General features: G+C 75.3%; 5 protein-coding genes. All 5 read right to left on the bottom strand.

All coding sequences use genetic code 11. The annotated features are described in order from the left end of the window. Positions 1 to 11: 11 nt before the first annotated feature. The 5 genes from D7044_RS23340 to D7044_RS23320 are packed head-to-tail and all read right to left on the bottom strand — an operon-like array spanning position 12 to position 17928. The gene (locus D7044_RS23340; RefSeq protein ID WP_120690195.1) at positions 12 to 5477 is read right to left on the bottom strand and encodes a type I polyketide synthase; all 5466 of its coding nucleotides are present in this window, start codon (positions 5475 to 5477) and stop codon (positions 12 to 14) included. A 10-nt stretch (positions 5478 to 5487) separates the two neighbouring features. Further along, complete coding sequence (locus D7044_RS23335) at positions 5488 to 9003, bottom strand: non-ribosomal peptide synthetase (protein ID WP_120690194.1); 3516 nt, start codon at positions 9001 to 9003, stop codon at positions 5488 to 5490. Then, on the bottom strand, positions 9000 to 11309 hold the full coding sequence (locus D7044_RS23330) for a lantibiotic dehydratase (RefSeq protein WP_120690193.1): 2310 nt from the start codon (positions 11307 to 11309) through the stop codon (positions 9000 to 9002). Before D7044_RS23330 ends, D7044_RS23335 begins: the two co-directional genes overlap by 4 nt. Then, positions 11306 to 14455: a thioesterase domain-containing protein gene (locus D7044_RS23325; RefSeq protein ID WP_120690192.1), complete on the bottom strand. Its 3150-nt coding sequence runs from the start codon at positions 14453 to 14455 to the stop codon at positions 11306 to 11308. Before D7044_RS23325 ends, D7044_RS23330 begins: the two co-directional genes overlap by 4 nt. Continuing rightward, positions 14452 to 17928: an AMP-binding protein gene (locus D7044_RS23320; protein ID WP_120690191.1), complete on the bottom strand. Its 3477-nt coding sequence runs from the start codon at positions 17926 to 17928 to the stop codon at positions 14452 to 14454. The genes D7044_RS23325 and D7044_RS23320 overlap by 4 nt, the downstream gene beginning before the upstream one ends. Positions 17929 to 18183: the final 255 nt, after the last annotated feature.

Genomic DNA, 18183 nt, shown 5'->3' with positions numbered 1-18183 from the left:
TGTTCTCGTGGTCAGGCGCGCGGCAGTCGCGGGATGGCGGGGATGGCCGCGGGGGTCGGCGGCTCGTCGGTGGCGGGAGCGGCGGCGCGCAGCTCCTCGATCCGGGCGGCGAGGCCGCCCACGGTGGGCGTCTCGAAGAGGCTGCGCATCGGCAGCCGGACGCCCGTGGCCTTGCGCATCGCCGCGATCAGCTGCACCGCCACCAGCGAGTTGCCGCCGAGGGAGAAGAAGTCGTCGTCGACCCCCACCTCGGCCACCCCGAGGGCGTCGCGCCACACCTGGGCGATGGCGATCTCCAGCTCGCTGCTCGGGGCGGCGGAGCCCGCGCCGGACGCCACCGGCGCGGCGGCCGCCTCCGGCTCCACCTCGAGGCTCTCGGTGGTGACCCGGCCGGCCCGAGCGCGGATGTCGGCCACCGGCCGGGTGGCGATGACCACCTGCGCGCCGAGTCCGGCGGTGAGCGTTCGGCGGAACGCCTCCGCCCCGTCCACCGGACGGATGTCCTCGGCCGGGCCGGCCGGCGTCGCCTCGGCCGGTGTGGTCGCGGTCAGCCCACCGGTGACCGCGCCCCGGTCCACCCGCCGCAGCACGAAGTCGCTGATCGCGACCAGTTCGTGGCCGGTCTCGTCGCGCAGCGTCAGGTCGGCGGCGACCACCTCGTCGGTGGCGGCCGCCCGGTGCCGCAGGTGGCTGGTGAAGCGCGCCGGCAGCGGTCCGCGTACCACGATCCGGCCGTACGACAGCGGCAGGTAGGTGCCGGAGCCCTGGCCGCGGCCGAACGCCGTGGCCACGTCGAGCAGGGCCGGGTGCAGACCCCAGGCCGGCAGGTCGGCGGCCGCCTCTGCGGGTGCCTCGACGCGCGCCAACTCCTCCCCCGCACCCAGGTGGTGCTCCCGCAGCGACGTCCAGCGTGGACCGAACGTCAGCATGCTGGTGCGGCCCCGGCCGAACGACGCGTCGTCGTCGACCCGGCGGCCGTCGACGGTCACCTCCCGGGCGGGCGGGGCCGGTTCGGCGGTCCAGCCGGCGCTGCCGTGCACGTGGGTCCGTAGCTGCCCGCCGGCGAGGCTGCGCACCGTGAAGTCGACGCCGTCCTCCGTGGGGGTGAGCTCGACCCGGTACTGCGCCAGCGTGCCGTCCGGCACCGCGAACGGCTCGAGGAAGGCGACGTCGCGGAGCTCCACCACGGCGTCGGCGGCGGGGGCGGGCACGGCGGCGACCACCGCGGCGCGTACCGACTCCAGGTGCGCGGTGCCCGGCACCACCGGCACTCCGCCGATGCGGTGCTCGTCGAGCAGCCAGTGGGTGGCGGCGGAGACCAGCCCGTGCAGCACGGTGCCGTCCGGCCCGGTGACCCGGGTGGTGAGCACCGGGTGGTCGACGCTGCTGGTCACCGTCTCCCGACCGGCGGCCCGGAAACCGGCCGGCATGTCGGTCTCCACGGCCATGCCGACCTCCGCCCAGCCGCCCCAGTTCTGGGAGAGCACCGGGGCCTGCCAGCCCTGGCCGGAGCGGGCGTGCGCGTCCAGGAAGGCGTTGGCGGCGCAGTAGTCGACCTGCCCGAACCCGCCGATCACCGAGGTGATCGACGAGCAGAGCACCACGAAGTCCAGCGGCAGGTCGCCGAAGACCTGCGCCAGCGCGAGCGTCCCGGCGATCTTCGGCGCGAGCACCCGCTCGGCCTCGGCCCGCTCCTTGACCTCGGCCATGCCACCGCCGGGCAGGCCGGCCGCGTGCACGATACCGTCGATCCCGCTGTACGCCTCTTCCGCGGCGGCCCGTACCCGGCGCAGGTCGTCGGGGTCGGTGACGTCGGCGGCGAGCACCAGCACCTGGGCGCCGGCCGCCTCCATCCGGCGGATCGCGGCGATCGCCCGCCCGGACCGGTCGTCGCTGCCGTGCACCGCGAGGTGGTCGTCCCACTGCTCGCGCGGCGGCAGTCCGGAGCGGGCCAGCAGCACCAGCCGCGCCCGGGCCCGGCGGGCGAAGTCCTCGGCGAGGGTGATGCCGATGCCGCCCAGACCGCCGGTGATGACGTACCGGCCGCCGTCGCGCAGCGCACCCGGCTCGCCCTCGGCGTCCAACGTGACCTGCTCGTACTCGGCCACCCAGCGGCGACCGCCGCGCAGCGCCAACTCGGCCCGCGTCGGGTCGTGCGGGCGGCGCAGCTCGGCCACGAGGGCGCGTCCGCCGTCGTCGGTCGGGTCGGCGTCGAGCAGCCGGACGGCGAGCCCGGGGAGTTCGGCGGGGAGCACCCGCGCCAGCCCCGCGAGGGTGGCGTGCTCCGGCCGGACCAGGTCGTCGCCGCGTACGTCGCCGACGCCGGCGGTGACCAGGTCCAGCGTGACGGTCTCCTCGGCGGCGGTGAGTCCGGCGCCGGCGAGCGCCTGCACCAGGTGCAGCGCGCTGAAGAAGCCCAGCTCCTGCGCGGCCCAGGTCGCCGTGAGGTCGGTGCCGGCCGGCTCACCGTCCAGGGTGAACGCGTGCACGATCCGGGTCGGTACGCCGTCGGCGGCCAGCGCGGTGACCAGCGCGTCGTGGTCCTCCCGCGCTCCGGGGCGCAGCCGGTAGCCGTTCGGGGTCGCGGCGAACGCGTCGCCGGGGCGTACCTCCACCGGGTCGGCGCCGGCGGCCCGCAGCCCGGCCAGCAGCGCATCGCCGCGCGGACCGGCGACGAGGACCAGGCAGCGGCCCAGCGGCTCGGTACCCGGCTGCGGGGCGGCCTGCCGCCAGACCGGCACGGCGAACCACTCCGGCAGCGGCCGCGGCCCGGTCTCCACCGGCGTCGCCACCTGCTGCTCCGGGTCCGGGTCGATCCAGTAGCGGCGCCGCTCGAACGGGTAGGTGGGCAGCGGCACCCGACGCGCCTGCGGGTCGACGCCGAGCCGCACCGACGTGCCGGAGCACCAGAGCACGGCGGCGGCGCCGAGCAGGGTGGCCAGGTCGCCGGTGGTGTCGCCGGGGCCGGGGAGGCTGCCCAGCGGGGTGAGTCTGCGCTGCGCGGCCGACGCCTTGGCGACCTGCATGCGGGCCAGGTTGGCCAGCTGCTTGCCGGGGCCGCACTCGACGAGCTGCCAGGTTCCCTCGGCGAGCAGGGTCGCCACGCAATCACCGAAGCGCACCGGCCGGCGCAGGTGCGACGCCCAGTACGCCGGATCGGTGGCCTGCTCGTCGGTGATCCAGGTGCCGGTGACGTTGGAGAGGAACGGCACCGCGGGCGGGCGCAGGGTCACCGACGCCATCAGCGCGGTGAACTCGTCCAGGATGGGCTCCATCATCGGCGAGTGGAAGGCGTGCGAGGTGCGCAGCAGCTTGCTCTTGCCCTTGAGCAGCTCGGCGAAGGCGGCGACGGCCTCGGTCTCGCCGGCCACCACGCAGGTGCCGGGGCCGTTGACCGTGGCGACGGCGAGCCCCTCGGGGAGCCGCTCGGCGATCGCCGACTCGTCCAGCGAGACGGCGAGCATCGAGCCGGCCGGGAGGGACTGCATGAGCCGGCCGCGGGCGGCCACCACCCGCAGCGCGTCGGGGAGGGTGAGCACACCGGCCACGGTCGCGGCGACGTACTCGCCGATGGAGTGCCCGATCATCGCCGCCGGCCGCGCCCCGGCCTCCTGCCAGAGCCGGGCCAGCGCGTACTCGATCACGAAGAGCGCGGGCTGGGTGTAGCGGGTCTGCGTCAGCTTCTCGCCCGCCTCCGGCTCACGGCCCAGGATCAGGTCCCGGATGTCCAGCCCCAGCTCGGGGTGGAGCAGTTCGGCGCACTCGTCGACGGTCGCCGCGAAGCCGGGCTCCTCGGCGTAGAGCTGCGCGCCCATGCCGGCGTACTGGGAGCCCTGCCCGGAGAAGAGGAACGCCAGCCGGGGCGCGGACCCCTCGACCACTCCACGCTGCACGCGGCGCGGGTTGCCGAGCGCGGCCACCGCGTCGGTCAGGTCGGTGACGGCCACGGCCGCCCGGTGCGGGTACTCACGCCGGCCCACCCGCAGTGTGTGCGCGACGTCGGCGAGGTACTCCGGGCCGGCGTCGGCGGCCTCGCCGAGGCGTGCGGTGAGCCGCCGCACCGCTTCGTCGAGCGCGTCGGCGGTCTGCGCCGAGACGTGCAGCAGCTGCGCCGGACGCACCCGGCGGGCGCTGCGGTACGCCGCCGGCGCCTGCTCCAGCACCACGTGGGCGTTGGTGCCGCCGATGCCGAACGAGCTGACCCCGGCCCGGCGCGGACCGTCCTCCGCGTCCCACTTGGTGAGCGTGTTCGCCACATAGAACGGGGTGTCGGCGAAGTCGACGGCCGGGTTCGGCGTCTCGTAGTTGATCGTCGGCGGGATCAGGCCGTGCTCCATCGCGAGCACCGTCTTGATGACGCTGACGATGCCGGAGGGCTGGCTGAGGTGGCCGATGTTGGACTTCACCGAGCCGATGCCGCACCAGCCCCGGTCGTCGGTCTCCCCGCCGTACACCGCGGAGAGCGCGGTCACCTCGATCGGGTCACCCAGGGCGGTGCCGGTGCCGTGTGCCTCGACGTAGCTGATGGTGCGCGGGTCGATGCCGGCCATCGCGACGGCCTGGGCGATCGCCTCGGTCTGCCCGTCGATGCTCGGCGCGGTGAAGCCGACCTTGCCGGCGCCGTCGTTGTTGATCGCGTTGCCGAGCACGACCGCTCGGATCGGATCGCCGTCGGCGATGGCGTCGGAGAGGCGCTTGAGCAGGGTGACCCCGACCCCGCTGCCCCACACGGTGCCGTTCGCGCCGGCGTCGAAGGGTCGGCACCGGCCGTCGGGCGAGGTGAAACCGTCCATGCCGAGGTAGCCGACGTGCGGCAGCTCGACGTTCACGCCGCCGGCGAGCGCCATGTCGCACTCGCCGTTGCGCAGCGCCTCGCAGGCCAGGTGGAACGCGACCAGCGAGGTCGAGCAGGCGGTGTGGACGGTGAGGCTCGGCCCGCGCAGGTCCAGCCGGTACGACACGTTGGTCGCCACGTAGTTCGGCGAGTTGCCGGTGGCGATGGAGACCGCGCTGTGCGGGCTGCCCCCGACACGCTTGTTGCGCAGCACGTAGCGGTGCAGGTACGTGTTGCCGCCGGTGCCCGCGTACACGCCGACCGCGCCGTCGTAGCGGGACGGGTCGTAGCCGGCGTCCTCCAGCGCGGCGTGGCAGGACTCCAGGAAGAGGCGGTGCTGCGGGTCGGTCATCGCCGCTTCCCGCTCGGTCATCCCGAACAGCCCGGCGTCGAACTCGTCGTACCCGTCGATGAGCGGAGCCCGGTTGACCCAGCCGGGGTCGTCCACCTCCTCGACGGTGGCGCCTCGGGCCAGCTGCTCGTCGCGGGTGAGCTCGGTGACCGACTCCACCCCGTCGACCAGGTTGCGCCAGAACTCGTGCACGTCCGCCGCGCCGGGCAGGCGGGCGGCCAACCCGACGATCGCGATCGGCTCGATGCCGTCGCCGTCGCCGGACACTTCGGTTGCGGTCGAAACGTCCATCAGTTGTCCTTCAGTGCGTGGTGCCGCCGGGGCGGCGGGGTGGGTTACGACGGGTACGGCTGCGTCGGGCGGCGGCCCGCAGGGCGGCGCGGGCCAGCTCCGGCCGGTCGGCGGCGCCGTCCAGGCCGGCGGCGAGCGCCCGGATCGTGGGGTGGCGGAACAGGTCGAGCATCTTGATGGAGCGGCCGGTGGCGGCGGTCAGCCGGGCGTGCACCTCGGCCAGGGCGAGCGAGTGCCCGCCGATGTCGAAGAAGTTGTCGGTGACGGCAACCCGGTCGCGTTCCAGCACCTCCCGCCAGATGCCGGCGATGAGCTCCTCGGTCTCGGTGAGCCCCTCCGGGCCGGTCGGCAGCACGACCCGGGGCGATTCGGCGGCGGCCACGGTCATGGCGCCGAGCTGGGCCACCCGGACGGTGGGGCGGGGCAGCTCGGCGGCGACCTGGCGGGCCGGCGCGTCGGGGTTGGCGGCGAGCACGCCGACCAGGGCGGCGAGGTCGGCGAGGAGCGCGTCGATCCGCTCCCCGTCGAAGAGGTCCGGATTGTGCACCACCTCGACGCCGACCCGCCCGGCACGCTCGACCACGTAGACGGTGATGTCGAAGGGTGAGCCGGGCTTCGGCACCGGCGCCGGCTCGGCGGCGAGGCCGGTGAGCGCCAGCCGGGGCGGCGCGAAGTTGAGCACGTTGAAGAGCACCTGCACCAGCGGCGCACGGGAGGTGTCCCGGCCGACGCCGAGCGCCTCGACGATCCGCTCCAGCGGCGCGCCCGGGTGCGTGGTCACCTCGTGCAGCTCGGCGGCGCACCGGTCGACCAGCTCGGCGAAGCTCGCGCCGCCGGTGCGTACCCGGACCGGCACGGTGTCGATGAAGAAGCCGATCACGTCGTCGAAGGCGGCGAGCCGCCGGTCGGCGACGATCGCCCCGAGCACGTGGTCGTCCCCGCCGGTGAGCCGAGCGAGCAGCTCGCCGAAGCCGGCCAGCAGCACCGCGGCGACCGTGGTGCCCAACCGTTCGGCCAGGGTCCGCACCGCCCGATCAGTCGCCTCGGGCAACCGCACGGCGGCCTCAGCCCCGACATAGGTCTGCACGGCCGGGCGCGGGCGGTCCCGCGGCAGCTCCAGCACGGTCGGCGCGCCCTCGAGGTGACCCGTCCACCAGGCCAGATCCGCCTCTCCCCGGCGCCGGTCGCGCTCCGCCCGCCACACCGCGTAGTCCGCGTAGCCGGCGCCCAGCGCCGGCAGCCGCGGCGTACGCCCCGCCACCGCCTGCTCGTACGCGGCCCCGAGGTCGTCGTAGAGGACCGCCTCGGACCAACCGTCGAAGACCGCGTGGTGCAGGGTGATCGCCAGCACGTGCTCGGCCGGGCCGAGCCGGTAGACGGTGACCTGCCAGGGCGGCCCGGTGGCCAGGTCGAACGCGTGCCCGGCCCCGGCGGCGAGCATCTCCGCCAGCTCCCGCTCGCGGTCGGCGCCACCGGTCAGGTCGACCACCGGCACCGCCACGTCCGTCGGCTCCTCACGGACGGCGTACGGCACGCCGCCGGTCTGCGGGATCCGCCAACGCAGCACGTCGTGCCGCTCCGCGACCGCGCGCAGCGCCACCCCGAGCGCGGTGACGTCGAGCGGGCCGTGCAGCCGGTGCGCCACCGCGATGTTGTACGGCGCGCTGGACGGGGCGAGCTGGTCGACGAACCAGAGCCGTCGTTGCGGCGGGGAGAGCGTCGGCGGGTTGCCGGTGGTGAGCCCGTCCCCGTCGGCCGCCGCGGCGGCGGCGACCAGTTCGAGCAGGCCGGCGAAGGTCCGACCGGTGAGGACGTCCCGGGTGTCGACGTGCCGGCCCAGCTCGGCCCGCAACGCGGCGACCAGCCGCATCGCCGCGATCGAGTTCCCACCGGCGGCGAGGAAGTCGGTCTCCGCAGTGGGGGCGGCACCGAGCAGCCGCGTCCAGATGCGCCGCACCGCCGCGTCGAGCGGTTCGTCCGGGTCGACCGGCGACCGCGCCGGATCGTCGGCCCGGTCGGCGGCGGCGCGCGCACGCAGCGCCGCGCGGTCCACCTTGCCGCTGATCGCGCTGATCGGCAGGTCGGCCAGGCGCAGCACCCGGGCCGGCAGCATCGCGGCGGTCAGCCGGGGCCCGGCGTGGCCCCGCAGCCGCTCGTCGTCGGGAGCGTCCGCCGGGGTGACGAACGCGACCAGCTCCGCGCCGGAAGGGCCCGGCACCGCCTCGACCACCACCCGGTCCACCCCGGGCAGCTCGGCCAGCACCGCCTCCACCTCGCCCAGCTCGATCCGCTGGCCACGGATCTTGACCTGCCGGTCGGCCCGCCCCAGGTAGACGATCCGGCCGTCCGCGGCCTGACGGACGAGGTCACCGGTGCGGTAGAGCCGCGCCCCCGGCTCGTCGGAGAACGGGTCCGGAACGAACCGCTCGGCGGTCAGCCCCGGGCGGTTGAGGTAGCCGTCGGCCAGGCCGGGGCCGCCGATCAGCAGCTCGCCGGTCTCCCCCGGCGGCACCGGACGCAGGTCGGCGTCGACCACGTAGGCGCGGTGGTTGGGCAGCGGCCGGCCGATCGGCACCGGATCGGTCACGTCCGCGGTCAGCGGTCCGCTCACCGCCAGCACCGTGGTCTCGGTCGGCCCGTATCCGTTGAGGAAGGTACGCCCCGGCGCCCAGCGGGCGGCCAGCTCGGCCGGCACCGCCTCGCCGCCGCAGAACACCACCTTCCAGTCGGGAAGCTCGGTCGGGTCCAGCATGGCGAGCACGGTGGGCGTGATGAAGCCCCAGTTGACCTGGTGCGCGGCGATGAACCGGGCGAGCCGTACCGGGTCGGCCCGGTCGTCCGCGCCGATCAGCTGCACCGAGCCGCCGAGCAGCAGCGGGACGAACAGGTCCATCGTGACCGAGTCGAAGCCCAGCGACGCGACGCCGAGGCTGCGCACCCCCGCGTCCGCACCGCTGATGGCGGCCACCCCGTGCACGAACTCGACCACGTTCCGGTGGGTGGTGAGCACCCCCTTCGGACGACCGGTCGAGCCCGAGGTGAAGAGCACGTACGCCGGGTCGCCGGGCCGCGCCGGGCAGGGTGCGAGGGGCGCCGGGCCGGGCAGCCCGAGCGCCGCGATCCCCGGCGCGTCGGCGAACTCGGTCTCGGCGGCGTCGCCGATCACCACGGTCACGCCCGCGTCCGCGGCGATCTCCCGCAGGCGGCGGCGCGGGCCACCCGGCTCCAACGGCACGTAACACGCCCCGGCGAGCAGCACGCCGAGCACGGTGGCGACCAGCTCCGGCCGGCGCTGTCCACAGACCCCGACGCGGCTCTGCCGGCCGACGCCGCGGGCCCGCAGCGCGGCCGCCACCCCGGCGGCCCGCTCCAGCAGCTCCCGGTAACTGAGCCGGTCGTCCCACTGGCGCACCGCCACCGCGTCGGGGGTACGGGCGGCCTGCGCGACGACCAGCTCGGCCAGCGTCGCGTCCGGCCAGGGCAGTGGTTCTCCCTGCACCGCGCTGATGGACAGGATGTCGGTCACCCGTTCTCTCCCCGGTAACTCATCGGATCGGTGATCTGCAGACGCAGCTCGCTCACGTGACCGCGCCCGTGCGCGTCGGTCACCCAGGTGTCGGCCGGCTCCGGGAGCAGTTCGCTCACCACCACGGAGACGTCCGGCCCGCTCTTCACCGCGGCGTCGACCATGGCGCAGAGCGACTGGGCGTACAGCGGGCCGGTGAAGTCGACGTAGCAGGGCTTGACCTCGGTGCTGATCTTCACGAAGACCCGCTCCGGCAGGTCGAGCCGCTGCCGCCAGCGTCGTACGGCTAGGAACCGCTCGTCGTCGGCGGTGAGGCCGGCGAGCCCGCAATCCCCGACCGTCGAGCGCCAGGTGCGGCGCGCCACCACCAGCCGGTCGATGGTGATCCGGGGGGTGTGTGGGGCGGGCGCGACCAGCTTGAAGCTGTCCAGCAGCAACGCGCCGAGCAGGTGCCCGAAGATCTCCACCAGGGGCCAGCGGCCGCCGTCGGGCAGGACGGCGACCAGCTCCATCCCGTCGGGTTCGACCCGCACCTCGGTGGCGGCGACGAGCCGCTCGACGTCCGCGCCGCGCGCGGTGTCGATGCCGAGCTGCCGGTCGGCCGGCCCGACGGAGGCGTACGTGGTGCGGGTGGTGATCCGCGGAAAGCCCTCCGGGTAGAGCACCCGCACCCGGGCCGGCCCGAGGTCCGCGTCGAACCCGGCGCGCAGCGCCGCCGGATCGGGGTGGAACGGGGTGAAGACCGCGCTGTCGAACGGCGTGTACGCCGGGTGCAGCTCGCCGAGCACCAGCTGGAACTCACCCCGGTTGATCGCGTCCACGTCGGCGGCGGCGATCGTCACGTCGGGGCTGTGGATCCGGGCCGACGGCCAGCCGGGGCCGGACGCCGCGAAGATCCGCGCCGCCGGTCCGGCCAGGTCCGCGCTGCGCAACCGCACCTCCGCCCGGTCGGCGCTGAGCGCGTCGAGGCCGAACAGCTCCGCCCAGCGGGCGGTGAACTGGGTGCTGGCCTCGGCGAACGGGCCGTCCGGGGCGAGCAGCAGCCCCTGCGCCAACGACCAGACGTCCGCCAGCCGCACCGGTCCGTCGCCCCGCAGCTCGGCGTGCAGATCGTCGAGCAGCCGGCGCATCGCCACGCCGATCTCGGCGGTGAGCCAGCGCGCGGCCTGCAACACGATCGCCAACGGCTCGGCGAGCGCGTCCAGCACCGCCGCGCCGACGGTGAGTTCGAGATCCCGTTCGGTCTCCTCGTAGAGCACCGTGCGGCCCGCGTACATCTGCCCGCTCTGCCGGACGGCCGGCCGGCCGGTGACGGCGGTGAACTCGGCGTTCAGCGCGGTGAGCGCGGCGCGGAGCCGATCCGGGTCGCCGGCCGCGTCGGCCACCACGTCGCGCGCGGCGCAGAGCCGGTCGAATCCGGCGGTCACCTCGACGCGCACCGCCGGTTCACCGATGGCGGCCAGCCGGTCGCGCAGCACCCGCTCGGCCTGCGGACTGATCGGCAGTCCGGCGTCCCAGGTCAGCAGGGACCGTTCCACCAGCCGGTCCAGCAGCAGGAATCCGTCGGCCGCCGAGCGCAGCGGGCGCTCGGCGTCGTGCAGGGCCCGGTCGACCACCGTCGTCGCCGGGGTCCGCCCGTCGCAGTACGCCAGCAGCCGCGCCTCGGCGACGTTGAGCTCCACCGGCGGGTGCAGCGGCCGGCGCAGCTGCCGCCCGGAGACGCTCAGGTGCGGGGGGAGCGCCGGCGCCCACCACCGCCGCACCGCCAGGTCGTCGGCGAGCCGGTCGGCGTACGCGATCAGCGCCCACGCCTCGAAGTGCACCTCCCGCCGGGCGAGCGCCGCGGCGCCGGGGCGCACCCGGGTGGCCGGCTCCTCCGGGTCGAGGCGCCCCCAGCAGACCGGGCCGAAGAAGCCGATGGTCTCCGCCTTGCCGCAGTAGCGCTGCCAGTAGCGCAGCAGCGCCGACTCGCGCCTGCGCCGACGCCAGTTACGGGCCGCCGGGTCGGTGCGCAGCAGCCCGTCGAGCGCGATCAGCATCTCCGGGTTCTGCCAGGTCACCGCCTCGCGCAGCAGCGGATCCGCGGCGATCGCATCGGCCTGCGTGGACGCGTCGAGCTGGGCCCTCTGGAACTCCTTGTCGAACAGCTCGCCGGTGCCCGCGCCGGCCAGCAGCCCGTCGGCGGCGGCCGCGGCCTCCGGCGCGGCGAACGCGTCGAGCCCGGCGGCCGGGAAACCGGCGGTACGCAGCACGACGTCGCGCCACACCCACCAGCCGGTGTCACCGAGCGGGATCCGGTGGCTCACCTGGCCACCTCCACGGCGTCGTCCACGATGTGCAGCCGCAGCTCGCTGAAGTAGCGCCGGCCCTGCCCGTCGGGCACCCAGGCGTCGTCGGGGCTCGGCAGCATCTCGCTGACCACCAGGGACACGTCGTCACCGCCGTCGCCGCGGGCGGCCCGCACCATCGCGCAGAACATGTTGGCGAACGCCGGGCTGCTCAGGTCCACGAAGCAGGGCTTGGTCTCGGTGCCGAGCTTCACGTACACCTGCTCGGGCAGGCCGAGCCGCCGACGCCAGGCGCGGACGGCCAGGAACCGGCCCCGCTCGCCGGTGACCGCGCCCAGCCCGCTCTCGCCGACAGTGGTCCGCCAGGTCTGCCGGGCCACCACGAGCCGGTCCAGCGTGATCCGTGGCGTGTACGGCGCGGCGGCGACCAGCTTGAACCCGTCGACGGCGTGCGCGGCGAGCAGGCCGGAGAAGATCTCGGTCAGCGGCCAGCGCGCTCCGTCCGGCGCCGTCGCGACCAGCCGACCCGCCTCCTCGGCGACGGTCACCGCCACCGTGGGCAGCACCCGCTCGGGCTCGGCGCCGGGCGCCGGGAGGAACGCCAGTTGCCGGTCGGTCGGGCCGATCAGCGCCTCGGCGACCCGGCTGGTGCGCCGGGGCCAGTCGGTGGGGAAGAGCAGCCGGATCCGCTGCTCTCCCAGGTCCTCGGCGAGCGCCGCGCGCAGCCGCTCCACGTCCGGGTGGGCCGGGGTGAACACCTGGCAGTCGAACGACGGCCAGGCGGCGTGCAGCTCACCGAGGACCACCGTGAAGTCACCGCGGCCGAGCGCCTCCGCGTCGGCCGCGCAGATCTGCAGGTCGGGGCTGTGCAACCGGGCGTTGCTCCACTTCGGCCGGACGGTCGGGAACGCCTCGGCCACCCGCGCGGCGAGGTCCGCCACGCACAGCCGGACCTCTGTCGTCCCCGGAGCGAGGGCGTCCAACCCGAACAGTCCCGCCCACCGGCCGGCGAACTCGGCGGCGACCTTGTCGACCGGACGCTCCCCCTCGCCCCAGAACATTCCCTGCGCGAGGAACCACAGGTCGGACAGGGCCACCGGCCCGCCGCCCGCCTCGGTGCGCAGCTCCTCGTGAAGCTCGCGGAACACCGCCCCGTACGCCTCTTCCAGCGCGGCGGCGAGCCACCGCGCGGCCGGGAGCAGCACCCCGAGCGGCCCGGCGATCAGGTCGAGCAGCGGTCCGCCGAAGACGACGTCGAGCTCGCGGCTGGTGTCCTCGTAGCAGAGCGTCCGCCCGGCGTACATCTGGCCGTCGCGTCGGTGCGCCGGCAGGCCGGTGAGCGCGGTGAACGTCTCGTCGAGCGTGTCCAGCGCGACGCGCAGCCGCTCCGGGTCGCCGGCCGTGGCGGCGACCTCGTCCCGAGCGGCGCAGAGCCGGTCGAAGCCGGCACGGGCCCGCTCCCGGGCCTCGACGTCACCGACGCGTTCGATCCGTTCCCGGAGCACGCTCTCGGCGGCGGGGCTGACCGGCAGCCCGGCGTCCCAGGTGATCAGTTCCCGCTCCACGAGGCGGTCGAGCAGCGCGTAACCGTCCTCCGGGCGGCGCAGCCCGATCGCCGGATCCGTGACCAGGTCCCGCGCCGGGCGGTGGCCGTCGGCGGCGGCGAGCAGCGCCGCCTCGACCGGGGTGACCGGCACCGGCGGGCGGCCGGGCCGCTGCACCGCGCGGTCGACCAGGCGCAGGTGCGGGGCGAGAATCGGCGGCCACCAGGCACGCACGGCGAGGTCCGCACCGATCCGATCGGCGTACGCGGCCAGCGCCCACGCCTCGAACAGCACCCAGCGGCGGCGGGTGAGCGTCGGGCCGGGGCGCACCTCGGCGGTCACCGGAAGGGTCGGGTCCAGGGTGACCCAGCAACTCGGACCGAAGAAGCCGACTGTCTCGTTCTTGCCGCAGTAGCGCTGCCAGTACTTGAGCAGGGCCCGTTCCCGGTCCCGCCGGCGTACGTTGCGGGGCGCGTCCGGGCCGGCCCGGTGCAGCCCGTCGAGGGCGAGCAGCACGTTGCGGTTCTGCCAGGTGACCGCCTCGCGCAGCAGCGGGTCGCCGGCCAGCTCGGTGATCTGCCGGGCGCCGGCCGTCACCGCCTCGGCGAACTCCTTGTCGAACCGGTCTTCCCCGGCGCCGGTGGACAGCAGCTCGTCGGCGGCGGCCGCGGCCTGCGGGGCGGAGAGCATGGTGAGCCCGTCAGCCGGGAAGCCGGTGGTCCGCAGGATGGCGTCCCGCCAGACCGACCAGCCGGTGTCACCGAGCGGCACCCGGTGCCCACCGGTCACCGGGGAGGTCACACCGGCGGTGGCGGTTGCGGCCGGCGCGCCGTGCGCCCGGTCCCGCGTGACCGGCTCCGTCGGAGCGCCCGGCACGGCAGCGATCGCGGCGAGCGCGGCGTCCAGGTCGGCGCGGATCACCGCGAGCAGTTCGTCGACGGCGTCGTGCAGGAAGAAGTGCCCGCCGGAGATCTCGTGCAGCGTGCAGCCCGTCGCGCTGTGCCGGGCCCACGCCTCGCTCTGCTCCCGCGTCACCGCCCGGTCGTGCCGGCCGCTGAACACGACGATCGGCACCGGCAGCGGATCTTCCGCCACGTACCGGTAGCTGTCGACCCGGCCGAAGTCGGCGCGCAGCAGCGGCAGCAGCAGCTCCACCAGCTCGGGGTGGTCGAGGACCTCGGCGGGCAGGCCGCCGCCGCCGCTGAGGCGACGCAGCAACTCGTCGTCGTCCACGGTGGAGAGCCCGTCGAAGAGGCTGGGCGCGCTGACGTGCGGGGCGCGGGCGCCGCCGACGTAGAGCCGCAGCGGCAGCGGCAGCCCCTCGCGGCGCAGCTCGCGGAGCACCTCGAAGCCGAGCCGCCCGCCCATCGAGTGGCCGTAGAGGGCGTAGGGGCCGCTGACCCGCCCGGCGATGGCCCGCGCGACGTCCGCCACCTGGAACCGGGGATCCTCGGTGATCCGGTTCTCCCGGCCCGGCAGCTGCACCGGCAGCACCTCGACGCCGGGGCCGAGACCGGCCGACCAGTGCCGGAACGCGCTGGCCCCGGCACCGGCGTAGGGCAGGCAGAAGAGCTGCACCGGGGCCACGCCACGGCCACCGGCGGAGACGAACCAGTTCACCGCATGCCTCTCTGAGGGGGATCGATCCAGTACCGCTGCCGCTGGAAGGGGTAGGTGGGCAGGCCGGTGCGGCGTACCGCGCCTTCGGGGTGCAGCGCCGCCCAGTCCGTCTCCTGCCCCGCCACCCAGGCGGCGGCCAGCTCACGCAGCTCTCCGGGCTCGCCCGCGACCCGGACGCCGCTCTCCAGCAGGTCGTCGAGGGCGGCGACCGCGCCCGCCAGGTCGGTGACCACGACCGCCGCCCGGTACGCGAACACCCGCCGGCCGAGCGCCAGCGTGGCGGCCACCTCGGCCAGCGCCGGGGCGGCGCCGGAGAGGTGCGCCCGCAGCCGGATGAGTGCGTCCCGCAGCGCGGCCGGTGTACGCGCGGAGACCGGCAGCAGGTGCGCCGTGGGGTACGGCTGCTCGTCGACGGGTTCGACAGGCGGCGGCTGCTCGACCACGACGTGCGCGTTGGTGCCGCCCAGCCCGAACGAGCTGACCCCGGCGACGCGGCGCGACGCCTCCGGCCAGTCCCGCACCTTCGTCGGTACGTAGAACGGGCCGGCGGCCAGGTCGATCTCCGGGTGCGGGCGCGTGTAGTGCAGGTTCGGCGGGATGGTCCCGTGCTGGACGGCGAGCACCGTCTTGATCAGGCCGGCTATCCCGGCACCCGCGTCGAGGTGCCCGATGTTGGTCTTCACCGAGCCCAGCGCGCAGCTCTCGGCCGGACCGCCCGCGTAGACCTCGTGCAGCGCGGCAACCTCGATGGCGTCGCCGAGCGGGGTGCCGCTGCCGTGCGCCTCGACGAACCGGACCTCGCCGGGCGCCACCTCGGCGGCGGCGAGCGCGTTCGCCACGGCGGCGGCCTGCCCGGCCGGGCCGGGCACCGCGTAGCCGGCGCGGTCCGGGCCGTCGTTGGTGACCGCCCAGCCGGGCAGGATCGCGTAGATCCGGTCGCCGTCGGCCTGGGCGTCGGCGAGCCGGCGCAGCGCGACCACCCCGACTCCCGAGCCGAATCCGGAGCCGCCGGCGGCCTCGTCGAAGGCGCGGCACCGTCCGTCGGGTGAGGCGAGCCCGCCGGGGGTGTGCCGGTAGCGGGGACCGGTGACGTTGACCCCGCCGGCGAGCGCGATGTCGCACTGGTAGTCGGCGAGGCTCTGCGCGGCGAGGCAGACCGCGACCAGGGAGCTGGAGCAGGCGCTCTGCACGGCCACGGCCGGCCCGGTCAACCCCAGCCGGTACGCCACCTGCCCGGGAAGGTGGTCGGTGAACTGCCGGCCCAGCAGCCGGGCCTCCCAGTCGTCCGGGTCGACGTCGCCGACCACCGCCGGGTTGTCCATGAGGTGGAACAGGAAGTAGCGGTTGGCGGAGGTGGCCGAGAAGACGCCGACCAGGCCGGGGAAGCGGGCCGCGTCGTGCCCGGCGTCCTCCAGCGCCTCCCAGGCGGTCTCGAGGAAGAGCCGGTGCTGCGGGTCGGTCCGGGCCGCCTCCTGCTCGCCGAAGGAGAAGAACTCCGCGTCGAAGTCGGCGACGCCGTCGAGCCGGCCGGCGGCCCGTACGTGCCGGGGGTCGGCTCGCAGCGTCGGTCCGATGCCGAGCGCGGCCAGCTCGGCGTCGCTGTGGTCGTGGATCGAGTCGACGCCGGCGCAGAGGTTCCACCAGAAGGTGGCCACGTCGGGCGCGCCGGGGAAGCGGCCGGCGAGGCCCACCACGGCGATCTCGTCGCCGGTGTACTCACGGGCGGCCACCGGAGGCGCGGGCGGTGTGGCCAGCGCGGGGGCCGGTGCCCGGTCGGCGGGCGGGTCGTCGAGCAGCCGGGCCTGCGCGGCCACGGTGGGGTGCTCGAAGAGCCGCAGCATGGGCAGCCGCACCCCGAACCGTTCGGCGATGCGCTGCTGCACCTGACCGAGGAGCAGCGACTGGCCGCCGACGTCGAAGAAGTTGTCGGTCCGGCCGACGGCCGCGCGCCCGAGCACCACCCGCCAGATGTCGTGCACGGCCTGCTCGGTGGGCGTGGTCGGGCCCGCGCCGGGCGCCACGGTGTGCTCCGGGTCCGGCAGCGCCCGCTCGTCGACCTTGCCGCTGACGGTGAGCGGGAACTCGTCGACCGGCACCACGGCGCGGGGCAGCGCGTACTCGGGCAGTTGACGGGCGAGCGCGGCGCGCAGGGCGGCCGGGTCGAGCGGACCGGCGGCCGGCCGGACGTACGCCAGCAGGGCGCCGTCGCGGGCGACGGCCCGTACGCCCGCGACGCCCGGTTCGGCGGCGAGCAGCGCCTCGACCTCGGTCAGCTCGATCCGGAAGCCGCGCACCTTGACCTGCCGGTCCAGCCGGCCGAGGCAGCGCAGTTCGCCGGTGGGCAGCCGCTCACCGAGGTCCCCCGTCCGGTACGCCGGCACCCCGTCCGCGTCGGTGAAGAACCGGTCGCTGTCCTGGTCGAGGTAGCCGGGGGCGAGGTGGGCGCTGCGTACCACGATCTCGCCGTCCTCGGTGAGGCGCAGCTGGTAGCCGGGGAGCGCGGCGCCGATCGGCAGCGGCCCGGTGCCGCTCGGGTCCGCCTCGGCCAACGGCAGCGCGTACCGGGCGGCGAAGGTCAGCTCGGTGGCGCCGTAGCCGTTGACCAGCAGGCATCCGGGGGCGAACCGCCCCTGCCCGCGGGCGGCGTCGGCGTGGGTGGCCTGTTCCCCGCCGAGCAGCACCACCCGTACCCGGTCGAGCCGCTCGACGCCGGGGGTGTCGAGCAGGAACCGGTAGACCGTGGGCGTCGAGTGGTAGACGGTGACGTCGTGCCGGGCGAGCTGCTCGACGGCGTGCGCGAGCCCGTGGCGGCGCAGGTCGACCGGGATGACCGCGGCGCCGGTGAGCAGCGCCGGGTAGAGGTCGGGGATGGCCGCGTCGAAGCTGAACGAGGCGAGCAGGCTGAGCCGGTCGTCCGGCCCGATGTGGAGGGTGTCGATCTGGTTGCGCACCACGTGCAGCAGGTTGCGGTGGGTCTGCCCGACCGCCTTGGGCACGCCGGTCGAGCCGGAGGTGAAGAGCACGTAGGCCAGCGCGTCGGGGTCGACCCGCACCGGGCGCAGCGGGGCGGGGCGCGGGTCCGCCTGCACGAGGACGCGGGTGGCGGGCCGGTCGGCGACGAGCGCCCGCGCGAGCTCCTCGTGCTCGGGCGCGCAGAGGACGGTCGTCACCGCGGCGCCGCTGAGCATGTGGCGCAACCGGCGGTGCGGGAAGCCCGGGTCGAGCGGCACGTACGCGCAGCCGGCGGCGAGCGTGCCGAGGATGGCGGCGATGGTGGGTGTCCCGTGCGTGGTCAGCAGGGCGACGCGGTCGCCCGGCTCGGCCCCGGCCGCGAGCAGCGCCTCGGCGTACCCGCCGGCGAGGCCGGCGAGCTGGGCGTAGCTGAGCTGCCCGGTCTCGGCGAGGACGGCGGGGCGGTCGGGACAGGCGGTTGCGACCTCGCCGAAGCCAGCTATCAGCGTTTCGTTCGTCATCTCGGGATGTCGAGCTTCATCCACAATGGACGGACGCGCAGCAGTAATCGACAGTGATCATGATCCCCCCCAGGACTTCACATTGACAGCAGCATAAGTCTCAATACCTGGGAGAAAAGTTCATCGATGAGAGTCCGCCCGAAGAGCCGATCGGGGCCTCAGACGAGGGGTCGGGGAAACAGACCGATCATCCCTCTGGCACCTAGAGTAGTTGTCGCATAGAGCGCGACGGGCGGTCAATCTTCCGGCTAACCC

This window comes from Micromonospora musae (assembly GCF_003626635.1).
In the GTDB taxonomy this organism is placed as follows: Bacteria; Actinomycetota; Actinomycetes; order Mycobacteriales; family Micromonosporaceae; genus Micromonospora; species Micromonospora musae.
This window is presented reverse-complemented; position numbering and strand designations above follow the sequence as displayed.